This window comes from Aeromonas allosaccharophila, from assembly GCF_016026615.1.
In the GTDB taxonomy this organism is placed as follows: Bacteria; Pseudomonadota; Gammaproteobacteria; order Enterobacterales; family Aeromonadaceae; genus Aeromonas; species Aeromonas allosaccharophila.
Genome location: NZ_CP065745.1, coordinates 1,773,428 through 1,790,183, shown reverse-complemented (window position 1 = coordinate 1,790,183; position 16,756 = coordinate 1,773,428). Strand labels below are relative to the sequence as shown.

Annotated in this window: 18 protein-coding genes; 3 read left to right on the top strand and 15 right to left on the bottom strand. The window is 51.3% G+C overall.

What is annotated here, in order from left to right:
• Window positions 1-40 precede the first annotated feature (40 nt).
• The 15 genes from I6G90_RS07915 to suhB all read right to left on the bottom strand — a co-directional run bounded on the left by I6G90_RS07915 (window position 41) and on the right by suhB (window position 13,741).
• Window positions 41-1,459 carry an IS66-like element ISAs21 family transposase gene (locus I6G90_RS07915; protein WP_004576012.1) on the bottom strand — a complete coding sequence of 473 codons (1,419 nt, stop codon included), beginning with the start codon at window positions 1,457-1,459 and terminating at the stop codon, window positions 41-43.
• Window positions 1,460-1,536: 77 nt separating this feature from the next.
• The gene (locus I6G90_RS07910) at window positions 1,537-2,133 is read right to left on the bottom strand and encodes a class I SAM-dependent methyltransferase (protein WP_197930618.1); all 597 of its coding nucleotides are present in this window, start codon (window positions 2,131-2,133) and stop codon (window positions 1,537-1,539) included.
• Between the two features lie 15 nt (window positions 2,134-2,148).
• The gene (locus I6G90_RS07905; RefSeq protein ID WP_197930616.1) at window positions 2,149-2,817 is read right to left on the bottom strand and encodes a WbqC family protein; all 669 of its coding nucleotides are present in this window, start codon (window positions 2,815-2,817) and stop codon (window positions 2,149-2,151) included.
• Window positions 2,807-3,253 (bottom strand): acyltransferase, encoded by a 447-nt coding sequence (locus I6G90_RS07900; RefSeq protein ID WP_197930614.1) that lies wholly within the window; start codon window positions 3,251-3,253, stop codon window positions 2,807-2,809. Before I6G90_RS07900 ends, I6G90_RS07905 begins: the two co-directional genes overlap by 11 nt.
• Window positions 3,250-4,308, bottom strand: coding sequence for an N-acetylneuraminate synthase family protein (locus tag I6G90_RS07895; RefSeq protein WP_197930612.1), 1,059 nt, complete (start codon window positions 4,306-4,308; stop codon window positions 3,250-3,252). The genes I6G90_RS07900 and I6G90_RS07895 overlap by 4 nt, the downstream gene beginning before the upstream one ends.
• A complete protein-coding gene (gene pseG, locus I6G90_RS07890; protein WP_197930610.1) occupies window positions 4,305-5,336 on the bottom strand; it encodes a UDP-2,4-diacetamido-2,4,6-trideoxy-beta-L-altropyranose hydrolase in 1,032 nt (343 codons plus the stop codon). The genes I6G90_RS07895 and pseG overlap by 4 nt, the downstream gene beginning before the upstream one ends.
• Before the next feature lie 7 nt (window positions 5,337-5,343).
• Window positions 5,344-6,045: a PIG-L deacetylase family protein gene (locus I6G90_RS07885; RefSeq protein ID WP_197930608.1), complete on the bottom strand. Its 702-nt coding sequence runs from the start codon at window positions 6,043-6,045 to the stop codon at window positions 5,344-5,346.
• Entirely contained in the window at window positions 6,042-6,758 is a 717-nt protein-coding gene (gene pseF, locus I6G90_RS07880; protein ID WP_197930606.1) for a pseudaminic acid cytidylyltransferase, read from the bottom strand. The genes I6G90_RS07885 and pseF overlap by 4 nt, the downstream gene beginning before the upstream one ends.
• Before the next feature lie 26 nt (window positions 6,759-6,784).
• Entirely contained in the window at window positions 6,785-7,930 is a 1,146-nt protein-coding gene (gene pseC, locus I6G90_RS07875) for a UDP-4-amino-4,6-dideoxy-N-acetyl-beta-L-altrosamine transaminase (RefSeq protein ID WP_197930604.1), read from the bottom strand.
• On the bottom strand, window positions 7,927-8,931 hold the full coding sequence (gene pseB / locus I6G90_RS07870; protein WP_197930602.1) for a UDP-N-acetylglucosamine 4,6-dehydratase (inverting): 1,005 nt from the start codon (window positions 8,929-8,931) through the stop codon (window positions 7,927-7,929). Before pseB ends, pseC begins: the two co-directional genes overlap by 4 nt.
• 105 nt (window positions 8,932-9,036) lie before the next feature.
• Window positions 9,037-9,870 (bottom strand): cobalamin-binding protein, encoded by an 834-nt coding sequence (locus I6G90_RS07865; protein ID WP_197930600.1) that lies wholly within the window; start codon window positions 9,868-9,870, stop codon window positions 9,037-9,039.
• Window positions 9,863-10,825, bottom strand: a complete 963-nt coding sequence (locus I6G90_RS07860; RefSeq protein ID WP_197930598.1) for a cobalamin biosynthesis protein CobD/CbiB — start codon at window positions 10,823-10,825, stop codon at window positions 9,863-9,865. The genes I6G90_RS07865 and I6G90_RS07860 overlap by 8 nt, the downstream gene beginning before the upstream one ends.
• Window positions 10,822-11,514, bottom strand: a complete 693-nt coding sequence (gene mtnN / locus I6G90_RS07855) for a 5'-methylthioadenosine/S-adenosylhomocysteine nucleosidase (RefSeq protein WP_197930596.1) — start codon at window positions 11,512-11,514, stop codon at window positions 10,822-10,824. The genes I6G90_RS07860 and mtnN overlap by 4 nt, the downstream gene beginning before the upstream one ends.
• A gap of 169 nt (window positions 11,515-11,683) precedes the next feature.
• The gene (locus I6G90_RS07850; RefSeq protein ID WP_197930594.1) at window positions 11,684-12,616 is read right to left on the bottom strand and encodes a ZIP family metal transporter; all 933 of its coding nucleotides are present in this window, start codon (window positions 12,614-12,616) and stop codon (window positions 11,684-11,686) included.
• A gap of 321 nt (window positions 12,617-12,937) precedes the next feature.
• Entirely contained in the window at window positions 12,938-13,741 is an 804-nt protein-coding gene (gene suhB / locus I6G90_RS07845) for an inositol-1-monophosphatase (RefSeq protein ID WP_042060219.1), read from the bottom strand.
• Window positions 13,742-13,940: 199 nt separating this feature from the next.
• On the opposite strand from suhB, the gene I6G90_RS07840 reads away from it, so the two are divergent.
• From I6G90_RS07840 to emrD, 3 genes are all read left to right on the top strand, one after another.
• Window positions 13,941-14,396 (top strand): hypothetical protein, encoded by a 456-nt coding sequence (locus I6G90_RS07840; RefSeq protein WP_075112662.1) that lies wholly within the window; start codon window positions 13,941-13,943, stop codon window positions 14,394-14,396.
• A gap of 215 nt (window positions 14,397-14,611) precedes the next feature.
• Window positions 14,612-15,274, top strand: coding sequence for a glutathione S-transferase family protein (locus I6G90_RS07835; protein WP_197930592.1), 663 nt, complete (start codon window positions 14,612-14,614; stop codon window positions 15,272-15,274).
• 262 nt (window positions 15,275-15,536) lie between these two features.
• Complete coding sequence (gene emrD, locus I6G90_RS07830; protein WP_197930590.1) at window positions 15,537-16,733, top strand: multidrug efflux MFS transporter EmrD; 1,197 nt, start codon at window positions 15,537-15,539, stop codon at window positions 16,731-16,733.
• Window positions 16,734-16,756 lie beyond the last annotated feature (23 nt).

Here is a 16,756-nt window from a genome sequence, read left to right as displayed (position 1 = left end):
ATTTTTCTACAATAAGACCTGACTGTTTAAATGTAACCGTTCACCGGGACGGTGTTGACAGCACCAACTCCTCCGGGAACGGGTAGTCGGTTTTCTCGATGCAGGACCTGACAACTGCCCTCAGCCACTCCTGCGGGCAGCGGCCCAATCGCTTGGCCGTCTCCACCAACGATAGGATACGCTGCCTGAACTGCTCGCCTCGATGCGACCAGACGCCATAGCTTCCCTTGCGCCACAGCACATAGCCACGCAGCGCCCGCTCCGCTTCATTGTTGGTCAGCGCTATCTCGTCGTTTTCCATAAAACGCCATAGCATCTCATCGTCCTTGAGCAGTAACTGGCAGCGCCCACGGTAGCGCTTGGAACACAGTACACTGCCCCGCTCCAGCTGCCTTCGCCAGCTTTGCCGACATCGCTGCAACCTTCGCTGGTACTGCTCCCGGCTTAAGCAGCCTTGTTCATAGCCATGCCGGGTTCTGAACACCGTGTCAGCCAGCAGTACCAGCCGGGCTCCGATAGGCTGGTTGACGGCGTCGCTACTCTCGGCAATCGCCGCCACGTTGCGCAGCACATGCGCCCAGCACAGTTGGCGCTGGGCGCTGTCGATGAAGCGGTATCCCGCATACTGGTCGGTCACCAGCACCCCATCAAGCTCACTGCCCAGCAACCGCTTCGCTGCCTCCTGACCGCGGCCAAACGCCGTCATGAAGCAGACCGCGACCTTGCTCAGGGCCAGCCACATCCAGCGTCGCTCACCGCCCCGCTGGTGCCGGGTTTCATCGGCATGGATGATGGCGGCAGACTGCACTTGCTGTTTGATGGCTTGGTGGGTCGGGGTGAGCATGGCGCTGACCCGGCCTTGCGCTTCACTGATGGCGCCTCGGCTAAAGCTCAAACCGAAGTGCTGCTTGAGCTGCTGCTGTATCTTGCTGATGCTCTGGTGGAACTGACCACTCTGCAAAGCGATATAGCTCAGCAGATTAGCCCCCATCTGGCTGTGGCTCACCGTATCGGGCAGGGCTGCTTCACTGGTGGTGACGCACCCACGGCAGGTGCCCCGATACAGCTGATGCTCTGTCACCACATAGCTGACCTCGGGCAGGTCAAACACCTGATGAACCCGGTAGGGCTTGTCATGGGACACCACCTGCTCACCACAGCAGGCGCACTGCCGGGCAGGATAGTGTGGTATTGCCGTCAGTCGGTCGTCCTCAGGATGACGTTCACGCCGCTGCCCCTTGTGGCCAGGCTGGGCACCACGAGCCTTGCCGGAAGCGGGGCGCTTGCGCGCAGGCGGGGTCCCCGAGCCATCAGTGGAGGGGGGCTTGGAGGAGTTATTGCTGTTTTGGTTGAGGCGGTCTTCAAGCTCGGCGATGCGCGCCATCAGCTTGTAAATCAGCTCGTTGGCTTGCTCGAGGGTCAGCGGCAGGCCGGGTGGTGGCGTAATGGGTTTGCTCATGACGTGATGGTGCCAAGCTGGCGGGATCAGGCAAGGGGCAACAGTGGATCAAGGGATGATCGTCTCACTTTTTCCTGTCAATGCCATCTGGGTGAACAGTTACGTTTAAATATCTGTAAAATATGTTTTTTGTCACTAAAGTGAACTTTACCTATCCCATGTAAATGACTATTTTCTGGGAAGTTTTTCCTAGTGTGTGAGTCAACATATTCACCATTCTTTGCATCCGAATGCATATCCGAGTACCAATCAATGCAAATTATTTTTCCTCCAGGTCGTAGGTATTCAAGGGCACATTTTAAAGTATTAACAATCGAAGTTGTATCATTGCAAGTAATTGAACCACGGTCAATGACTAGATCGAAGGAGTTATCGTTAAAAAAATCCATTTTATTAGTGAAATCACCTATCTTGACCTTATGATTTAACTCAGGATATTTTTTGATTATTTTTGAGACTATCGCTTCGCTCCCTTCTATTGCAAAATAGTCACAACCTTCCTGAATAAATAATGGTATATTAGCCCCAGCCCCACAACCTAGCTCCAAAACCTTAATGAAACCATTATTAGGGTGTGCATGACGATAAAAATTAGATACCAAGTCACTCCATGGCCAAATGCTCATATGAGCATTACTTTTATATATATCATTCCACTGTTTTGAAAAAGACATGATAAACCTCACGATTTATGATTTATTAAACCAATAATCGACAACACCCATACAAGGAATAAATTGCCCAAACAGCTGTGGATATGGTGTCGGATTATATGTGTGATATTGAATATTAATATTGGATTCAATGAAGTCCGCATCATTTAGGTAGTTTTTTCCCATTGGCCCGGAAATATAGTCAGTAGCATTAAATAACTTGCATAGTTCCAAGATTAGGTCTGATTTTACAAAATTAGTTTGTAGAGATGAAGACCTTACAATCTTGGTTGTTATCTTCAGTTCTGTTAACCAAAAACATAATTGAGTAAAGCAAAGCTCCGCTAAATACGGACTATCATGGTCAGAGTATAAGGTCTCTAGCTTGGAGTATTTATGATCAAACCCAGCACACAAATGATAGTCATTGTAAATTGATTTTAAATGTTTTTTTCTCCAGTTGATTGAGTTATCGACTTCAATATTTGATAAAGTTTTTTGTAAATGACCTTTTTGTTTTGTCGGGATAGTTAACCAGTGAGGGCCGTTTGGCCCCTTTATTTTATTGCGGTTTGTATAACTGTTTTTCTCAAATTGAACAGTATCTAGAAATATAAATATATCACTTTTATCTATACGATCAAAATATCCTAGCCAAGGTATATATGCAGGCTGATGTATAGAGAGACTGATTTTACTTTCCATAATTTAAATAATATCCCTCTTTTACGTTCATTGGGTTGCCAATAACAAGAGAATATGGTGGTATGTATATAGGCTCAACAATGGTTCCTGCCGCGACTACGCTATGATGGCCAATGTGGGCCCCTCCTTTAATCACGGAGTGTGAGCCAATAAAAACATTGTTTTCTATATTGATATTTTTCCTGGATATATTTTCTGATATACCAATACAACGTAAATGAGAGTCAGCGCAGTTAATAGCTACAAAAGAGGCTATGTCACAATTATCGCCAATAAATAGATCAGCATCTTTGGCATTTACTTCTGAAAACGCTCCAATAAAAACACCCTGCCCAATGATTGGTGAACCTGAAATCCAGACGAGTGGATGATAAGGGTTCTCTTGGAAATTAGTCATTTTGCTAAATAAATTTTTAAATTTATCGTCATTAATCATTGTAGATCACTCCAAGTAATGAGATGACCTTTTTTAAGAGCATGTATTGCCTTTTTATTAACTATATCTTCAAAATAAAGAGGTGGTAGGCCATTTCCTGGGCGTTTCAGACCAATATTGATTGCTGTCAAATGCTCTCCTGGCGATATATCCGATATGACAGTAATGCTACGCCGTGCTAGCGTTCGCATATGTTGTTCTGCATCAGTAGGTTTTATATGTGGAGATCCCATCATTTGATAAGCAGTATGAATAGCAGTTATCCATTCTTTTGCCCCAACCGGATCTTCTGAAAACCAGTGATCCGGACCAGGAAGTTGATGGTCAAGGGTGAAATGTTTTTCAAATACAACGGCTCCAAGTCCATAAGCAATTGCCGCAGCTAATGGTCCTTGTGTATGATCAGAAAAACCTAGCGTTATATTTGGAAATGCAGCTGATAGTGTTTTCAGCTTGTTCAAATTAACATCGATTGATGGTGTAGGGTATTGTGAAGTGCAAAGCATTAACACAACTTTCTTACCTATAAATGCGCCAGTTATGTCAAGGGCTTGGTATACCTCTGCCATATCTGCCATACCACATGAAATCAGTAATGGAAGTCCTTGGGAGCTATACTCTTTTAGCAAAGGAATGTTGGTGAAATCATCAGATCCTACTTTTAGCGCAGGGACACCTAACTCAAGTAACAACTTCATATCCGAAGGGTTTTGAGGTGTGGAGAGAAAGATAATTCTCTGTTCATCACAGTATTCCTTAAGCATCCACCATTCATCGTACGTAAATTCATAACGTTTAAACATATCTAACATTGATTCAGTAACAGATTCACCTTGAGATTGATAGGTAAATTGTAGTTCTGGATCACCGACAAATTCCTCTGCTTTAAATGTTTGAAACTTGATTGCGTTAGCGCCCAAGCTTTTAGCCATGCAGATCATGTCTTTTGCTATAGCGATATCCCCATTATGGTTAATACCCGCTTCGAGGATAATAAATGGAGGTTTATTATGAGTTACTTGTTCTGAAAATATATGGTCCATATCAATATTCATTGCATATCCTCAATAGCTGTGAGTATGCAAGATGCAACACGGATTGCACCTTTTCCATCTGTTATCGATAGTGCAGTATGAGACATTTTGCTCAGCGTCTGCGGGGTAATTGATAGCAGTGCTTCTTTATAGTCTGCTGATGTCAGGTTTGTCGTTATCCCTAAATTATATGCAGCGCCGAGTTTATCTAATACCGTGGCAATCGGAGTTTGATTGTCTGCTTGTATAGAGATAATAGAGGGTAATCCCATGCAGCATCTTTCCCAAGATGCACTGCCACCTGCTCCGATTGCAAGATCTGCATCCAACATCAGTTTTGCCATATGCGGTGTCTGTACATGTAATGTAATATTTCTGTCATGGCATATCTTTGATAACCTGGCCTGATGTGGATTACTGCTACCGATAACAACATCAATATTTAGATTTTTGTGGGTAGATAAAGTGCCCAATAGTGCTTTTTCCGTTTCATTATCTGGGTCACTACCACCAAAAAATATAAGTACTGTTTCTATATTTTCCCTAATGTTGACTTGAGTTCTTAACTCTTGAAAAGAAGAAGATAGTAAGGAGTATTCCGGACCAAAAAAACAGGATGTTGTTTCTGGTAATTTATAATTATTCTTGGCTGTAATTATGTTTTGATCAAGCAAGAAATCACTTATGTGATGACGAAATAAATCATCTACAACTAAAAGTGGCAACGCAGCATTTTTTATAGTACGTTCCCAATCTGTTTGCAAATGATAATGATCAGCAACCACTAACTTGATAGATCCAGGTATAGCTGTGAGTGTTTCTCTAGCATCCATTATTTCACCCTCATCAAGATTGAGGTCATAATTTTTAGTTAAAGTGAAATATTGATGGCCTCTCTTCACTACTTCTTGTGCAAGTGCATTACCTTCTTTTGAGAATATGAATAACGAATTCTCACCTAACGACCTGAATGCATCAGCAAGCGCCAAGCAACGCATCACATGGCCATGGCCTAATATCAATGATGCATCAGTACGAAAAATTATCATGAGGTACCTATGATATTATATTTCGGCCTAGCATAAAGGCTTCTGCATATGCATAACCGACAGAGGATCCTCGCCATTTCGCCAAACTTTCAAGTGCCTCAATGGAGCGCGGGTGTGGATATGGACGCATTTCTGATTTGTATGCCTCTAGCGCGATCTGTTTTTTTTGCCAATAATTGGTAATGTTAACAAACCAATTTGGACTGAACTGTTGTGCAGAGGCTGTTGGACGCCATTCAGTGCTCGATGCTATTTCGAAAAAAAGCAGAGTATGCAAATTATTTGATGGTTGTGGACGAGTTGCGGCTATGACTGCATCATGTATAACTCTGTGATCAATGTTTACATCACCAGCATGGTGCGTGTACAGAATATTCGGTTGCCACTCATTTATTTCTGCCTCGATAACTTTAATAACATCGAGAAGATCAACACTATCCATCCTATTATCAGGAAAATCCAATAGCTGGAGTCTTGTTACTCCAAGAATTTCATTGGCCGCCTGTGCTGCCAAATGAAGTTCTGACAGTTCATCTTTTACCTCGGTACGATTACGTTTAGAAAGCCGTGAGGTGGCACCTTCAGCCATAATTAGCACGGAAACTTGATCTCCATGTTCAATGTGGCTGGCTATAGTAGCTCCGCATCCCAAAATTTCATCATCCGGATGTGCAGCAACAACCAATACTTTGCGAGGCGGTGTTGTCATATAATAAAGCCTTGTTGCTTTTGAAACTGCCACATAAGCTCAGCTTGAAACCAGTCCTCTGGAGTATCAATATCAATTACCAGATGACGTGGTAGTATGAGTGGTGTAGCTTTTTCGCTGAACAATAGAGTATCGTTGAGCCAAGCATCAGTTATGCCCCAATAAAATTGGCCTGCATCGTGTAATACTTGCGGGAGATCTTGGGATCTAGTCGGAAAGTATTGCGGGAAAAGCATCTCGACTCCTTTGCCAGCTCGTACAAATCCCCTATAAGGTGAATAATCAAAATTACTCGCGCTGAAAATAAAGTGTTGTTTACTTTCATTTAGCATCTCGAGACCAAGACATAGGTCTTTGGCTCGAACAAAAGGAGCTGTCGCGTATAAACAGCATACTTGACCTAGGTGCCATCCTTGTGCTATAGCCCAGTTTATCGCATGTGCAACAACCTCCTGGGTACCTGTATGATCATCTGCCAATGCATCTGGGCGAATAAAAGGTACCTCGGCACCATACTGCCTGGCTATATCTGCGATATGTGGGTCATCTGTTGACACGATTATCTGGTCAAAGCACCCAGCATGTTGTGCAGCTATAATCGAGTGCGCAATAATGGGTTTTCCTGCGAATAAACGGATATTTTTTTGTGGAATCCTTTTGCTTCCCCCTCGAGCAGGGATTACTGCCAGTGTAAATTTTTTTGGTGTGCCCATACATCTCACCATTGCGTTTTAACAAGTTAACTGGGTAGACTGCGGATTGCAGCTATGACTTGATCCTGCTCCACATGACTTAATGAGCTATAAAGTGGTAATGAAAGACATGCTTGGTAATAATTTTCTGTTATTGGGCACATTCCCTCAGGGTAATCATAGTGTTGTTGATACCAGGGATGGTGATATACAGGAATATAATGAACTTGTGTTCCGACCCCTTTATTAAATAGCAAATCCATGACTTGACGTCTAGTTTTACCAATGGCGGAAAAATCAATAAGTACGACATATAAATGAAAACAAGACGATATGTTTTCATCTTCATATGGAATCGTTATCCATGGAATATCTGAAAATGCTTCATTATAACGAGCTACGGATGCTCGCCGCTGCGCTTTAAATTCATCCAATCGTTTTAATTGACTTAGTCCTAGTGCCGCTTGCATATCTGTCATACGATAATGCCAGCCCAGTGTTTGCATTTCGTAAAACCATGGACCTAGGTCAACACCAATTTTTGTAATGTCTTTAGTTACGCCGTGGTTGCGCAATAATAATATCTTTTCATAAAGGGACAGATCATTGGTCAGAATTGCGCCACCTTCACCGCAGGTTATTGTTTTCACCGGGTGAAATGAGAAAATAGTTGCATCTGAATATTTGCAACAGCCAACACGATTACCATCTCTATATGTAGAACCTATCGCATGCGCAGCATCCTCAATCACTCTTAAGTTATGTTTATCAGCGATCTCTTTTATTACTTCCATATCTGCGGGTTGACCGGCAAAATGTACAGGAGTTAACAAGCTGGTTTTTGGAGTAATAAGTTGTGCCAGACTATATGGATCTATGTTGTAAGTGGCAGCATCAATATCTGCAAAAACGGGTACAAGACCACAATACACCATGCTATTGGCTGTCGCAGCGAAGGTATTTGCAGTCGTAATACCTTCACTGCCTTCAGGCAGATTTAGTGCTGCAACCGCAAGATGTAATGCTGCAGTTCCACTAGCTACTACAATGCAGTATTTTGCGCCAGTATAATTGCATAGTGCTTGCTCAAACTCAGCGACTTTTGGACCTTGAGTAATATACATTGACTCAAGGACATCACATACAGCAGATATGTCTGCCTTGGATATGTTGTGTTTACCATAAGGAATCATTCGGACAACACCTGCTGGTTCATGCTCTGTAGTTCAGCTATCGACAGAAAGTGCTGATTATTTAGAGAATTGTATTCAAAACCTGGAGTAACCAGCGTGGCTGTTTCGCCCAGAGCATTAATGCTGAAATCATTGTTGCGGCTATTGAAGCTGATGCTGGGAGCAATCACGTAGTAATCGTTGAACTCGTAGGTATGGAAAGAGTCGTCTGCCGGGCACATCACCTCGTGCAGCTTCTCCCCGGGGCGGATGCCGATGATCTCCTGTTTAAGGGCCGGAGCCATGGCCGTCGCCAGATCAGTGATCCTGACCGACGGGATTTTCGGTACAAACAGTTCGCCCCCACGCATACGCTGGAAGTTGCTAAGAACAAAATCGGCACCTTGCTGCAAGGTCAGCCAGAAGCGTGTCATCTCGGGATGGGTGATAGGCAGCGTATCAGCCCCACTTTTGATCAGGTTGTCGAAGAAGGGAACCACGGAGCCCCTTGAGCCGACAACGTTGCCATAACGCACCACCGAGAAGATGGTCGGGTTCTTGCCTGCCATATTGTTGGCGGCAACAAAGAGTTTGTCGGAACAGAGTTTACTTGCACCATAAAGGTTGATCGGGTTGGCAGCCTTGTCCGTGGAGAGTGCGATCACCTTTGAAACGCCATTATTGATGGTTGCCTTGATGACGTTTTCGGCGCCCCCAATGTTTGTTTTGATGCACTCCATCGGGTTGTATTCGGCTGCTGGCACCTGCTTGAGCGCAGCAGCATGCACCACGAAGTCAACATCGCGCATCGCCATGTCGAGGCGTTCGGCATCGCGAACATCGCCGATAAAGTAGCGCATGCAGGGATGGTTGAAACGCTGTTGCATTTCAAACTGCTTGAGCTCATCACGGGAGTAGACGATCAGTCGTGCAGGTTGGTAGCGGGATAGCACGGTTGCAATGAATTTCTTGCCAAATGACCCCGTGCCACCGGTAACCAAGATTGTTTTTCCATTAAACATGACGGTGTCCCATGATGAAGATTGGTATCTATAGAATTCTAAAGCACTTTTTATGCCATTTGCAGACGTATATTGGCAGGCGTGATCTGAATGGCTGTTTTTTGGCTACTTGCTGTTGGGTTGGGTAATAGCTTGGCATACCTGCTCCACCGCATTGAGGGCTCTAGGGGTGAAGCGGTGCAGCTCATCCGAGTTGATCAAATCGAGTCGCCGATGCTCTACGGCGTCCAGATTTGGCCACTTCTGCCAGTGGCGTAGGGCGTCAGGATCTTGACTCCCTGCCAGGATCCGCGCCGGATTGGCTCTGATCACCTGTTCCATGCCCACTTGAGGGTAGGGCGTCTTGGCATTCGCCATAATGTTGATCCCCCCGCAGAGTTCGATGGCCTGAGCAGGCCAGGCATTGCCACTGACGCTGGTGAGCGGTGGGTACCAGAGCTGGTAGAACACCTTGACGCCGGTTGGCTGACCATAACGCTGTTGCAGGTCATGCAGGCGCGCCAGATAGCGATCGGCGGCTTCGTTGGCACTCTTCTCCACCCCCAGCAATTTACCCAGAACTCTCATCTCGGTAGCCAGCGAGGCAAAATCGGTGGGCTCCGAGTAGAAAACCGGGATACCCAGCTGCTCCAGCGGGGCCAGCATCCGTGACTGGGCCGAGCGCCAGCCCAGGATCAGGTCCGGTTTTTGCGCCAGCAGGGCCTCGACATTGATGCTGCGATAATTGGCCACCTTGGGCTTGGTTTTCACCTCGGCGGGATAATCGGAGGCATCGTCGATAGCGACCAGCTTGTCACCGGCACCGATGTCATAAAGCAGCTCGGTAAGATGGGGAACTACGCTCACCACCCGGCTCGGAGTCGCGGCCAGCAGCGCACCGGGCAACCAGGCCAGCAGCGCGTAGGGCAGCCAGCTTGGCAATCGCAGCCATCTAACCATGAAATAACCCCGCCACCGTGACAAGTAGCGCCAGCATCAACCAGCCCCAGCCCATTGCTTGCAGAATATTGAGTAGCTTGCGCGGTGACTCGCCATCGGGGTCATGACCGCTGCCAAGTACCGGCCAGCGTTGCAAGGTTCCCTGATAGTAGCGGGGGCCACCAAGGCGAATTCGGCACTTGTCAGCAAGTAGTGTCAACAGCATCCCGATAGCAGGGTAGGGCCAGATCGCACCACTTCGCAGCAGTTGCGTGGCCTGCCTGATACGGGGCAGCAGGAGCGGCAGTCCCAGCAGCAGGATAGTGGGGGCATTGAGCCCCTGATAGAGGGCGCTGGCGGCACGGCCGAAATAGCCAAACGCGGGATCCTTCATGCTCCAACCCTGGTTCATCAGCTGGGTCAGCCGCCAGAGCAGGGCGCCTTGTACCCCCGCGAGGGCGTATCCCAGCAGCGGGCCAGCCCATTGGCCCACCAGGCGCAGGGCGCTGCTTTCGCTCACCGCTTTGGCAATGCCCATGGCAGAAAGTTTGCCGGTCTCACGTTTGAGCCAGGGGGCGGACTGCAATCTTGCCAGCGGCAGGGTCTCCTGGGTGGCGAGCGATCGGGTGGCATGGGCGAGTTCGCGCAGCGGACGGGATTCGATCATCAGCAGTAGGAACAACAGGTCAAACAGCGGCTCACTCAAGGCCAGATTACGCAACGACCAGAGTCCGGCTGCGCATGGAACCCAGACCGCCAGCATCGCCAGCATGCCCGCTTGCAGTTGCTGGCGGGGCGTGCCATCTGCTCTGTGCACCTTGTGACCCAGCCGGGTCAGCAGGGGCGTAATGGCCGAGAGCCGCAGATGGGATGGCCACGGGATCACCGCCTCCAGCAGGGCCGCTACCACCAGAATGGCCGCCGTCGTCGAGAGGAGGGCGTCGGCCATCACTTCGAGTGAGCCGGTTTCGATCACAGCTTGCCGAGCATTTTGATGATCACTTCGGCGGAGTGCTTTCCAGCCACTTCGATAAAGGCATCGAAGGATTCAATCTGTTCCTTGCCCGCGATGTCGGACATGGCGCGCACTACCAGATAGGGCACTTTGAACATGTGGCACACCTGGCCGATGGCAGCCCCTTCCATCTCGACTGCCAGCATCAGCGGGAAGTCAGCGCGGGCCTTGGCGATGGCGTCCGGCTTGCACATGAACTGATCGCCGGTGCAGATAAGGCCAACCTTGGTCTGATGCTTGCCCTGCTCGGCGATGCAATCCTGAGCAACCGCGATGAGCTTTTCGTCACAGTGGAAGGCGGCAGGTTGCTGCGCCATCTGGCCCATCTCGTAACCAAAGGCGGTTACGTCGACATCGTGGAAGCGCATCTCGCTGGCAATTACCACGTCACCGATGTGCAGATCCTGGGCAAAGCCGCCTGCAGAACCGGTATTGATGACGCAGTCGGGAGCGAATTTTTCCAGCAGCATGCTGGTGGCCACGCTGGCGGCGACTTTACCGATGCCGGAGCGGGTCAGGATCACCTCTTTGCCTGCCAGCTCACCTTGATAGAACTCGCAGCCGCCCAGTTGCAGGGTGGTGGGGTTGCTCATCTGGCTGCGCAGCAGGGCTACTTCTTGCTCCATGGCGCCGATAATACCTACTTTCATTGCTGACCTCGTCTTGCTAGCCGTGTGGCTGAATTTAAGTTGCTGTAGATCATAACAAAAGATGGCGTCGGCGCCGAGAGTCACAAGCGAAAGGAGAGATAAACGACGACACGCCGTATGGCGTGCCGTCAGTTGCTAATTCAGCGTGGGAGGGAAACGAGTGGAGCGTTTAGCCGAGCGCGGTGTCGAGTGTCATCATCAGGGCAAAGCCCGCCATCAGGCCGAGGGTGGCATAGGTCTGATGGCCGTTGCGGTGGGTCTCGGGGATCACCTCGTGGGAGACCACGAACAACATGGCACCGGCAGCGAGTCCAAGCCCTATCGGGTAGGCGATGGCCAGGCCGCTTGAGAGCCCCACCCCGAGCAGGGCGCCCAGAGGTTCCAGCAGGCCGCTGGCGATGGCAACCAGCACCGCCACTGAGGGGCGAAAACCGGCGGCGCACATGGCCAGCGCCACTGCCAGTCCTTCCGGAATATCCTGCAGCGCGATGGCGGTGGTGAGCGGCAGCCCGACCGACATATCCCCCTGGGAGAAGCTGACCCCGATGGCCATCCCCTCCGGCAGGTTGTGCAGGGCGATGGCAAAGACGAACAGCCAGACCCGGGAGCACTGCTCGTGGCCGGGACCGCAGGGGCCGGTTTTGTCATGCTCGTGCGGGGTGAACTGATCCAGCCCCAGCATCAACAGCACCCCGAGGGTCATGCCGACTACAACCACGGCGGCGGCACTAAAGCCGTTGCCGGTGATCCCCTCGGCGGCTTCCAGCCCGGGCAGCAGCAGCGAGAAGGCACTGGCGGCCAGCATCATGCCAGCGGCAAAGCCCAACATGGTGTCCTCTACCTTTTGCGGTACCGAGCGCAGAAACAGAGCGGGCAGGGCGCCGATGGCGGTGGCGGCAAACCCGGCGGCACCACCGATCAGGCCGTAGCGCACGCCGCTGGTTACGTCGCCGGTCGCCAGCATGACCAGGCTCTGTAGCAACAGGAGCAGCACCGCGACCAGCGCGATAAAGAGGCCGAGAGCGGTGAGCGGGCGGCTTTGCATCTGGCTGCGCAGTTGCTGTGACCAGGATAACGTGGGGAGGGCAGAGAGATGGTTCATGACATGACCTCGGATGTGCAAAGTGGATGGTGGCATTACATCGACTCGGCCACCCCTTGTCCATGTCTGCAAGACGATTGCCGCTATCGGAAAAGCGAGGGAGACGTTTATCCAGGCAATATGGGTAGCTTAATCAGCAGCCAAAGGCTGGCGGTGAGAGGGAGTGTCGGAAATGGTTGAAGTGGGTGTTGAGTGGCAAATGGGGATGCATCGTCATGCTTTAAACAGAGGGCGAATGTCGGCACCTGGAGTGCGGACGGCAGAGACAAAAAAACCGGCTTGCGCCGGTTTTTTTATCTTGGTGAATGCTGGGAAGCTGGCTTATTTGGCCAGGGATTCCGGCAGCTCTTCACGGATCTTGCCGAGCATCTCTTTCAGGACGCGCGGGTTGGCAACCACGATGTTGCCGGAGTTTTCATAGTTGTGACCACCTACGAAGTCGGTGACGATGGCGCCAGCTTCTTTGGCCAGCAGTTCACCGGCAGCGGTGTCCCAGGGCTTGAGGCCGATTTCCCAGAAACCGTCGACGCGACCGGCAGCCACATAGGCCAGATCCAGCGCGGCAGAGCCGGAGCGACGGATGTCGGCACATTCAATGAACATGCTCTGGAACATCTTCAGGTACGGCTCGATGTGGTGCTTTTGCTTGTAGGGGAAACCGGTGGCCAGTACGGTGCCAGCCAGCTCTTTGGCTTTGCCGACACGGATGCGGTAGCCGTTCAGCTGGGCGCCGTTACCACGGGTAGCAGTAAACAGTTCGTCACGGATGGGATCATAAACAACGGCTTGTTCGGTTTTGCCTTTCACGCGCAGCGCGACGGAAACGGCAAAGTGCGGAATGCCTTTGACAAGGTTGGTTGTGCCATCCAGCGGGTCAATGATCCATTGGTAGTCCGGATTGGTACCGGCAATCTCACCGGACTCTTCAGCAACAATGCTGTGTTCCGGGTAAGATTTTTTGATGGTGTGAATGATGGCCGCTTCGGCTTCACGGTCAACGTTGGTCACGAAGTCATTGCTGCCTTTTTGGATAGCCTCAATGTTCTCGGGCTGGGAGAAGGCTTTTACTACAACTTGACCGGCGTTACGCGCAGCGCGCACGGCGATATTCAGCATCGGATGCATAGGTTCACCACTGGATGTTAAAGAACGGGGGATAAAAGGACGCGGTATGATACCAGTATTTTGTGCGATGGCAACTGTTATCCCCCTACGACCAATTGATTAGCACTGCCAGATTTGACGGCTCCAATATAGACCAGATCTGCGCTAGTCTTATCCCAGCAGCCTGATACCGGCTGTCATGAGCATAGGGATATGAGCCATGAATTTGTCATTAGTGAGTCAGAACGTGTCAGCGACCAGTGAAGGTCTGTTGGCCATTTTGCGGTCATCACCGGAGTATGGTGATCACTTTGCCCACATCGCCGTGACCCCCCTTGCCCAGTGGCAACCGGCCAAGACGGAGGCGGCGATCTTGCTGATCGACGGGGATGCCCCCTGGCAGGATGCCGGATTTGCCCGCGCAGAGGACGAGACGATCGGCTTGCCGGTCTTGCCACTGCTGATCCGCAAGGGGGACAAGGAGTTGACGGTCTGCGGGCCGGATGTGCGGGATCCCCGTTTCTATTTTGTCTCAAACGGCATCGTGCTGGATGAGTCGGAGCTGGCCGAGCCTGCCTGCAGCCGGGTGTTGCTGAGCAAGCTGGAGTCCTACTTCCCGCTGCTTTCCCGCCTGATCATGCTGCGCCAGCGCAAGCCGGTCGCCATGCTCAACTAGTCACGCCTGTTTTTTTGATTACACAAACAACGCACCGCAGGCCATATCAGCTCGCGGTGCGTTGCTTTTTAATGGCCCGCTGTCGGTGACTTGTTGCAAGATGAGGCGGCAACGGTTTTGGTCTCGTCATCGAGCCGAGCTATCTATACCGACCTCTACTATTTCGAGTCGAACTATCCGGCTATGACCTAGCTATGACCAACAAGGAGTGAATCATGATCGACTTTTACACCGCCGCGACCCCCAATGGTTTCAAGGTGGCAATCGCCCTCGAAGAGCTGGGTTTGCCCTATCGGGTCATTCCCCTCGATTTGTCGGCGTTGGATCAGAAACAACCCGCGTTTCTCGCCATCAACCCCAATGGCCGCATTCCTGCGATCGTCGACCGGGATAACGACGATTTCGCCGTGTTCGAGTCGGGGGCCATCCTCATCTATCTGGCGGAGAAAACGGGCAAGTTGCTGCCCGCCGAGCCCAAACGCCGCTCTCAGGCCATCCAGTGGCTGATGTTCCAGATGGGTGGGGTCGGGCCCATGATGGGGCAGGCCAACGTCTTCTATCGCTACTTCCCGGAGAAGATCCCCGCCGCCATCGAACGTTATCAGAAGGAGGGGCGCCGCCTGTTCGAGGTGCTCGACAGCCATCTGGCCCACCACGAATATCTGGCGGATGAGTTCAGCATCGCCGACATTGCCACCTGGCCCTGGGTGCGTATTTATGACTGGAGCGGCATCTCGATCGAAGGCTTGCCCCATCTGCAAGCCTGGATGGCCCGTATGGCAGAGAAGCCTGCCTGCCAGAAGGGGATCACCATACCGCCGCGCAAGGAGCAGCCCGATGAGCTGATCAAGCAGGCGCAGCAGATGGTAACGCGTTGATTTTTAACTGCCGACGGGGCGCTTTGCCCCGTAATATTAGAAAAACTAGGGCAAGCTGATTATAAAGATTCGTTCGTTTTTTGTGAGCTGAGTCACTATGATGCCCCCATACCATCAAGCGTCCTGTGCGGTGGTCTGGCGGGCTCCCCGCCTACTGTTTCCAACACTGTTTTTGATTGCATCACAGCATCTGTGATCGGATTCCTCTGGGCTATTTTGTGCCAGAGGGGCGGCAGCATTTTTTCGATTTTTTGGGACTGATATGGATCGGCACAGTTTTTATCCGTTGTTTTTATTGACCATTCTGATGGTCGCTGTGGGCCAGATGACCCAGACCCTTTATGTTCCCTCCATTCCCATGATGGCGGGGGACTTCAATGTGGCCTCGGGCCAGTTGCAGGCGGTGATGGCCTGTTACCTGATCCCCTATGGCCTCTCCCAGTTTGTCTACGGGCCGCTGTCGGATCGGATCGGCCGTCGCCCGGTGCTGATCGTCGGCATGATGGTATTTCTGGTGGGCACCCTGACCATCCAGCTTATTCCGCACTTCACCGCCTTGCTGGTGGGCAGCTTTATTCAGGGGCTGGGGACCGGTGCCGGTGGCGCCATGAGCCGCACCGTGATGCGCGATCGCTACAACGGTGCCGAGCTCAACCGCGCCAACAGTCTGGTGAGCATGGGGGTGATCTTCTCCCCGCTGCTGGCACCTGTGCTGGGTGGCTGGTTGACCGAGCTGTTCAACTGGCGCGCCGGTTACTGGTTCCTGTTCGGCTTTGGCGCCGTGGCGACCCTGGCCATTCTGGCCTGGTTTGGCGAGACCCTGCCCGTTGCAGCCCGTCAGCCGCTGCGCGTCGGCGCCGCCTATCGCCACGTGCTGAGCAACCCGCGCTTTCAGGGCAACCTGCTCTGCCTGATGGCGACTTTTGCCGGTTTGGCGGTGTTTGAAGCGGCGGCCGGTGTATTGCTCGGTGATGTGCTGCAACTGAGCGCCCGCACCGTGAGCGTGCTGTTCGTGCTGCCGCTGCCCGGCTATCTGTTCGGTGCCTGGCTCTCTGCCAAGCTGAGCTTTCGCCTGAGCCAGGGCAAGCTGATGCGTCTGGGTATCGCCTTTCTGGCGCTGGGATCGCTGATCATTCTGGTGCCGGGGCTGTTCGGTGTGGTGAGTGCTGCCTCGCTGGTCGGTGGCGCGGCGGTCTACTTCATCGGTAGTGGCATTCTCTACCCGACCGCCACCTCCTGCGCCATCGAGCCCTTCCCGGGTCAGGCCGGCACAGCCGGTGCCATTCTCGGCGGAATGCAGAATCTGGGGGCCGGTATCGTGACTCTGCTGGCCGCCGGTTTCCCGATGACCGGTCAGGTGACCCTGGGTGCCATCATGACCCTGATGGTGCTGATCGTGGCGTTGAGCTTTGTCTGGTTGCGCCACCACGGTTCCCCCCACGAGCAGATGGCCATCTGATCAGCCGCTCTCTTTGCGCCTGG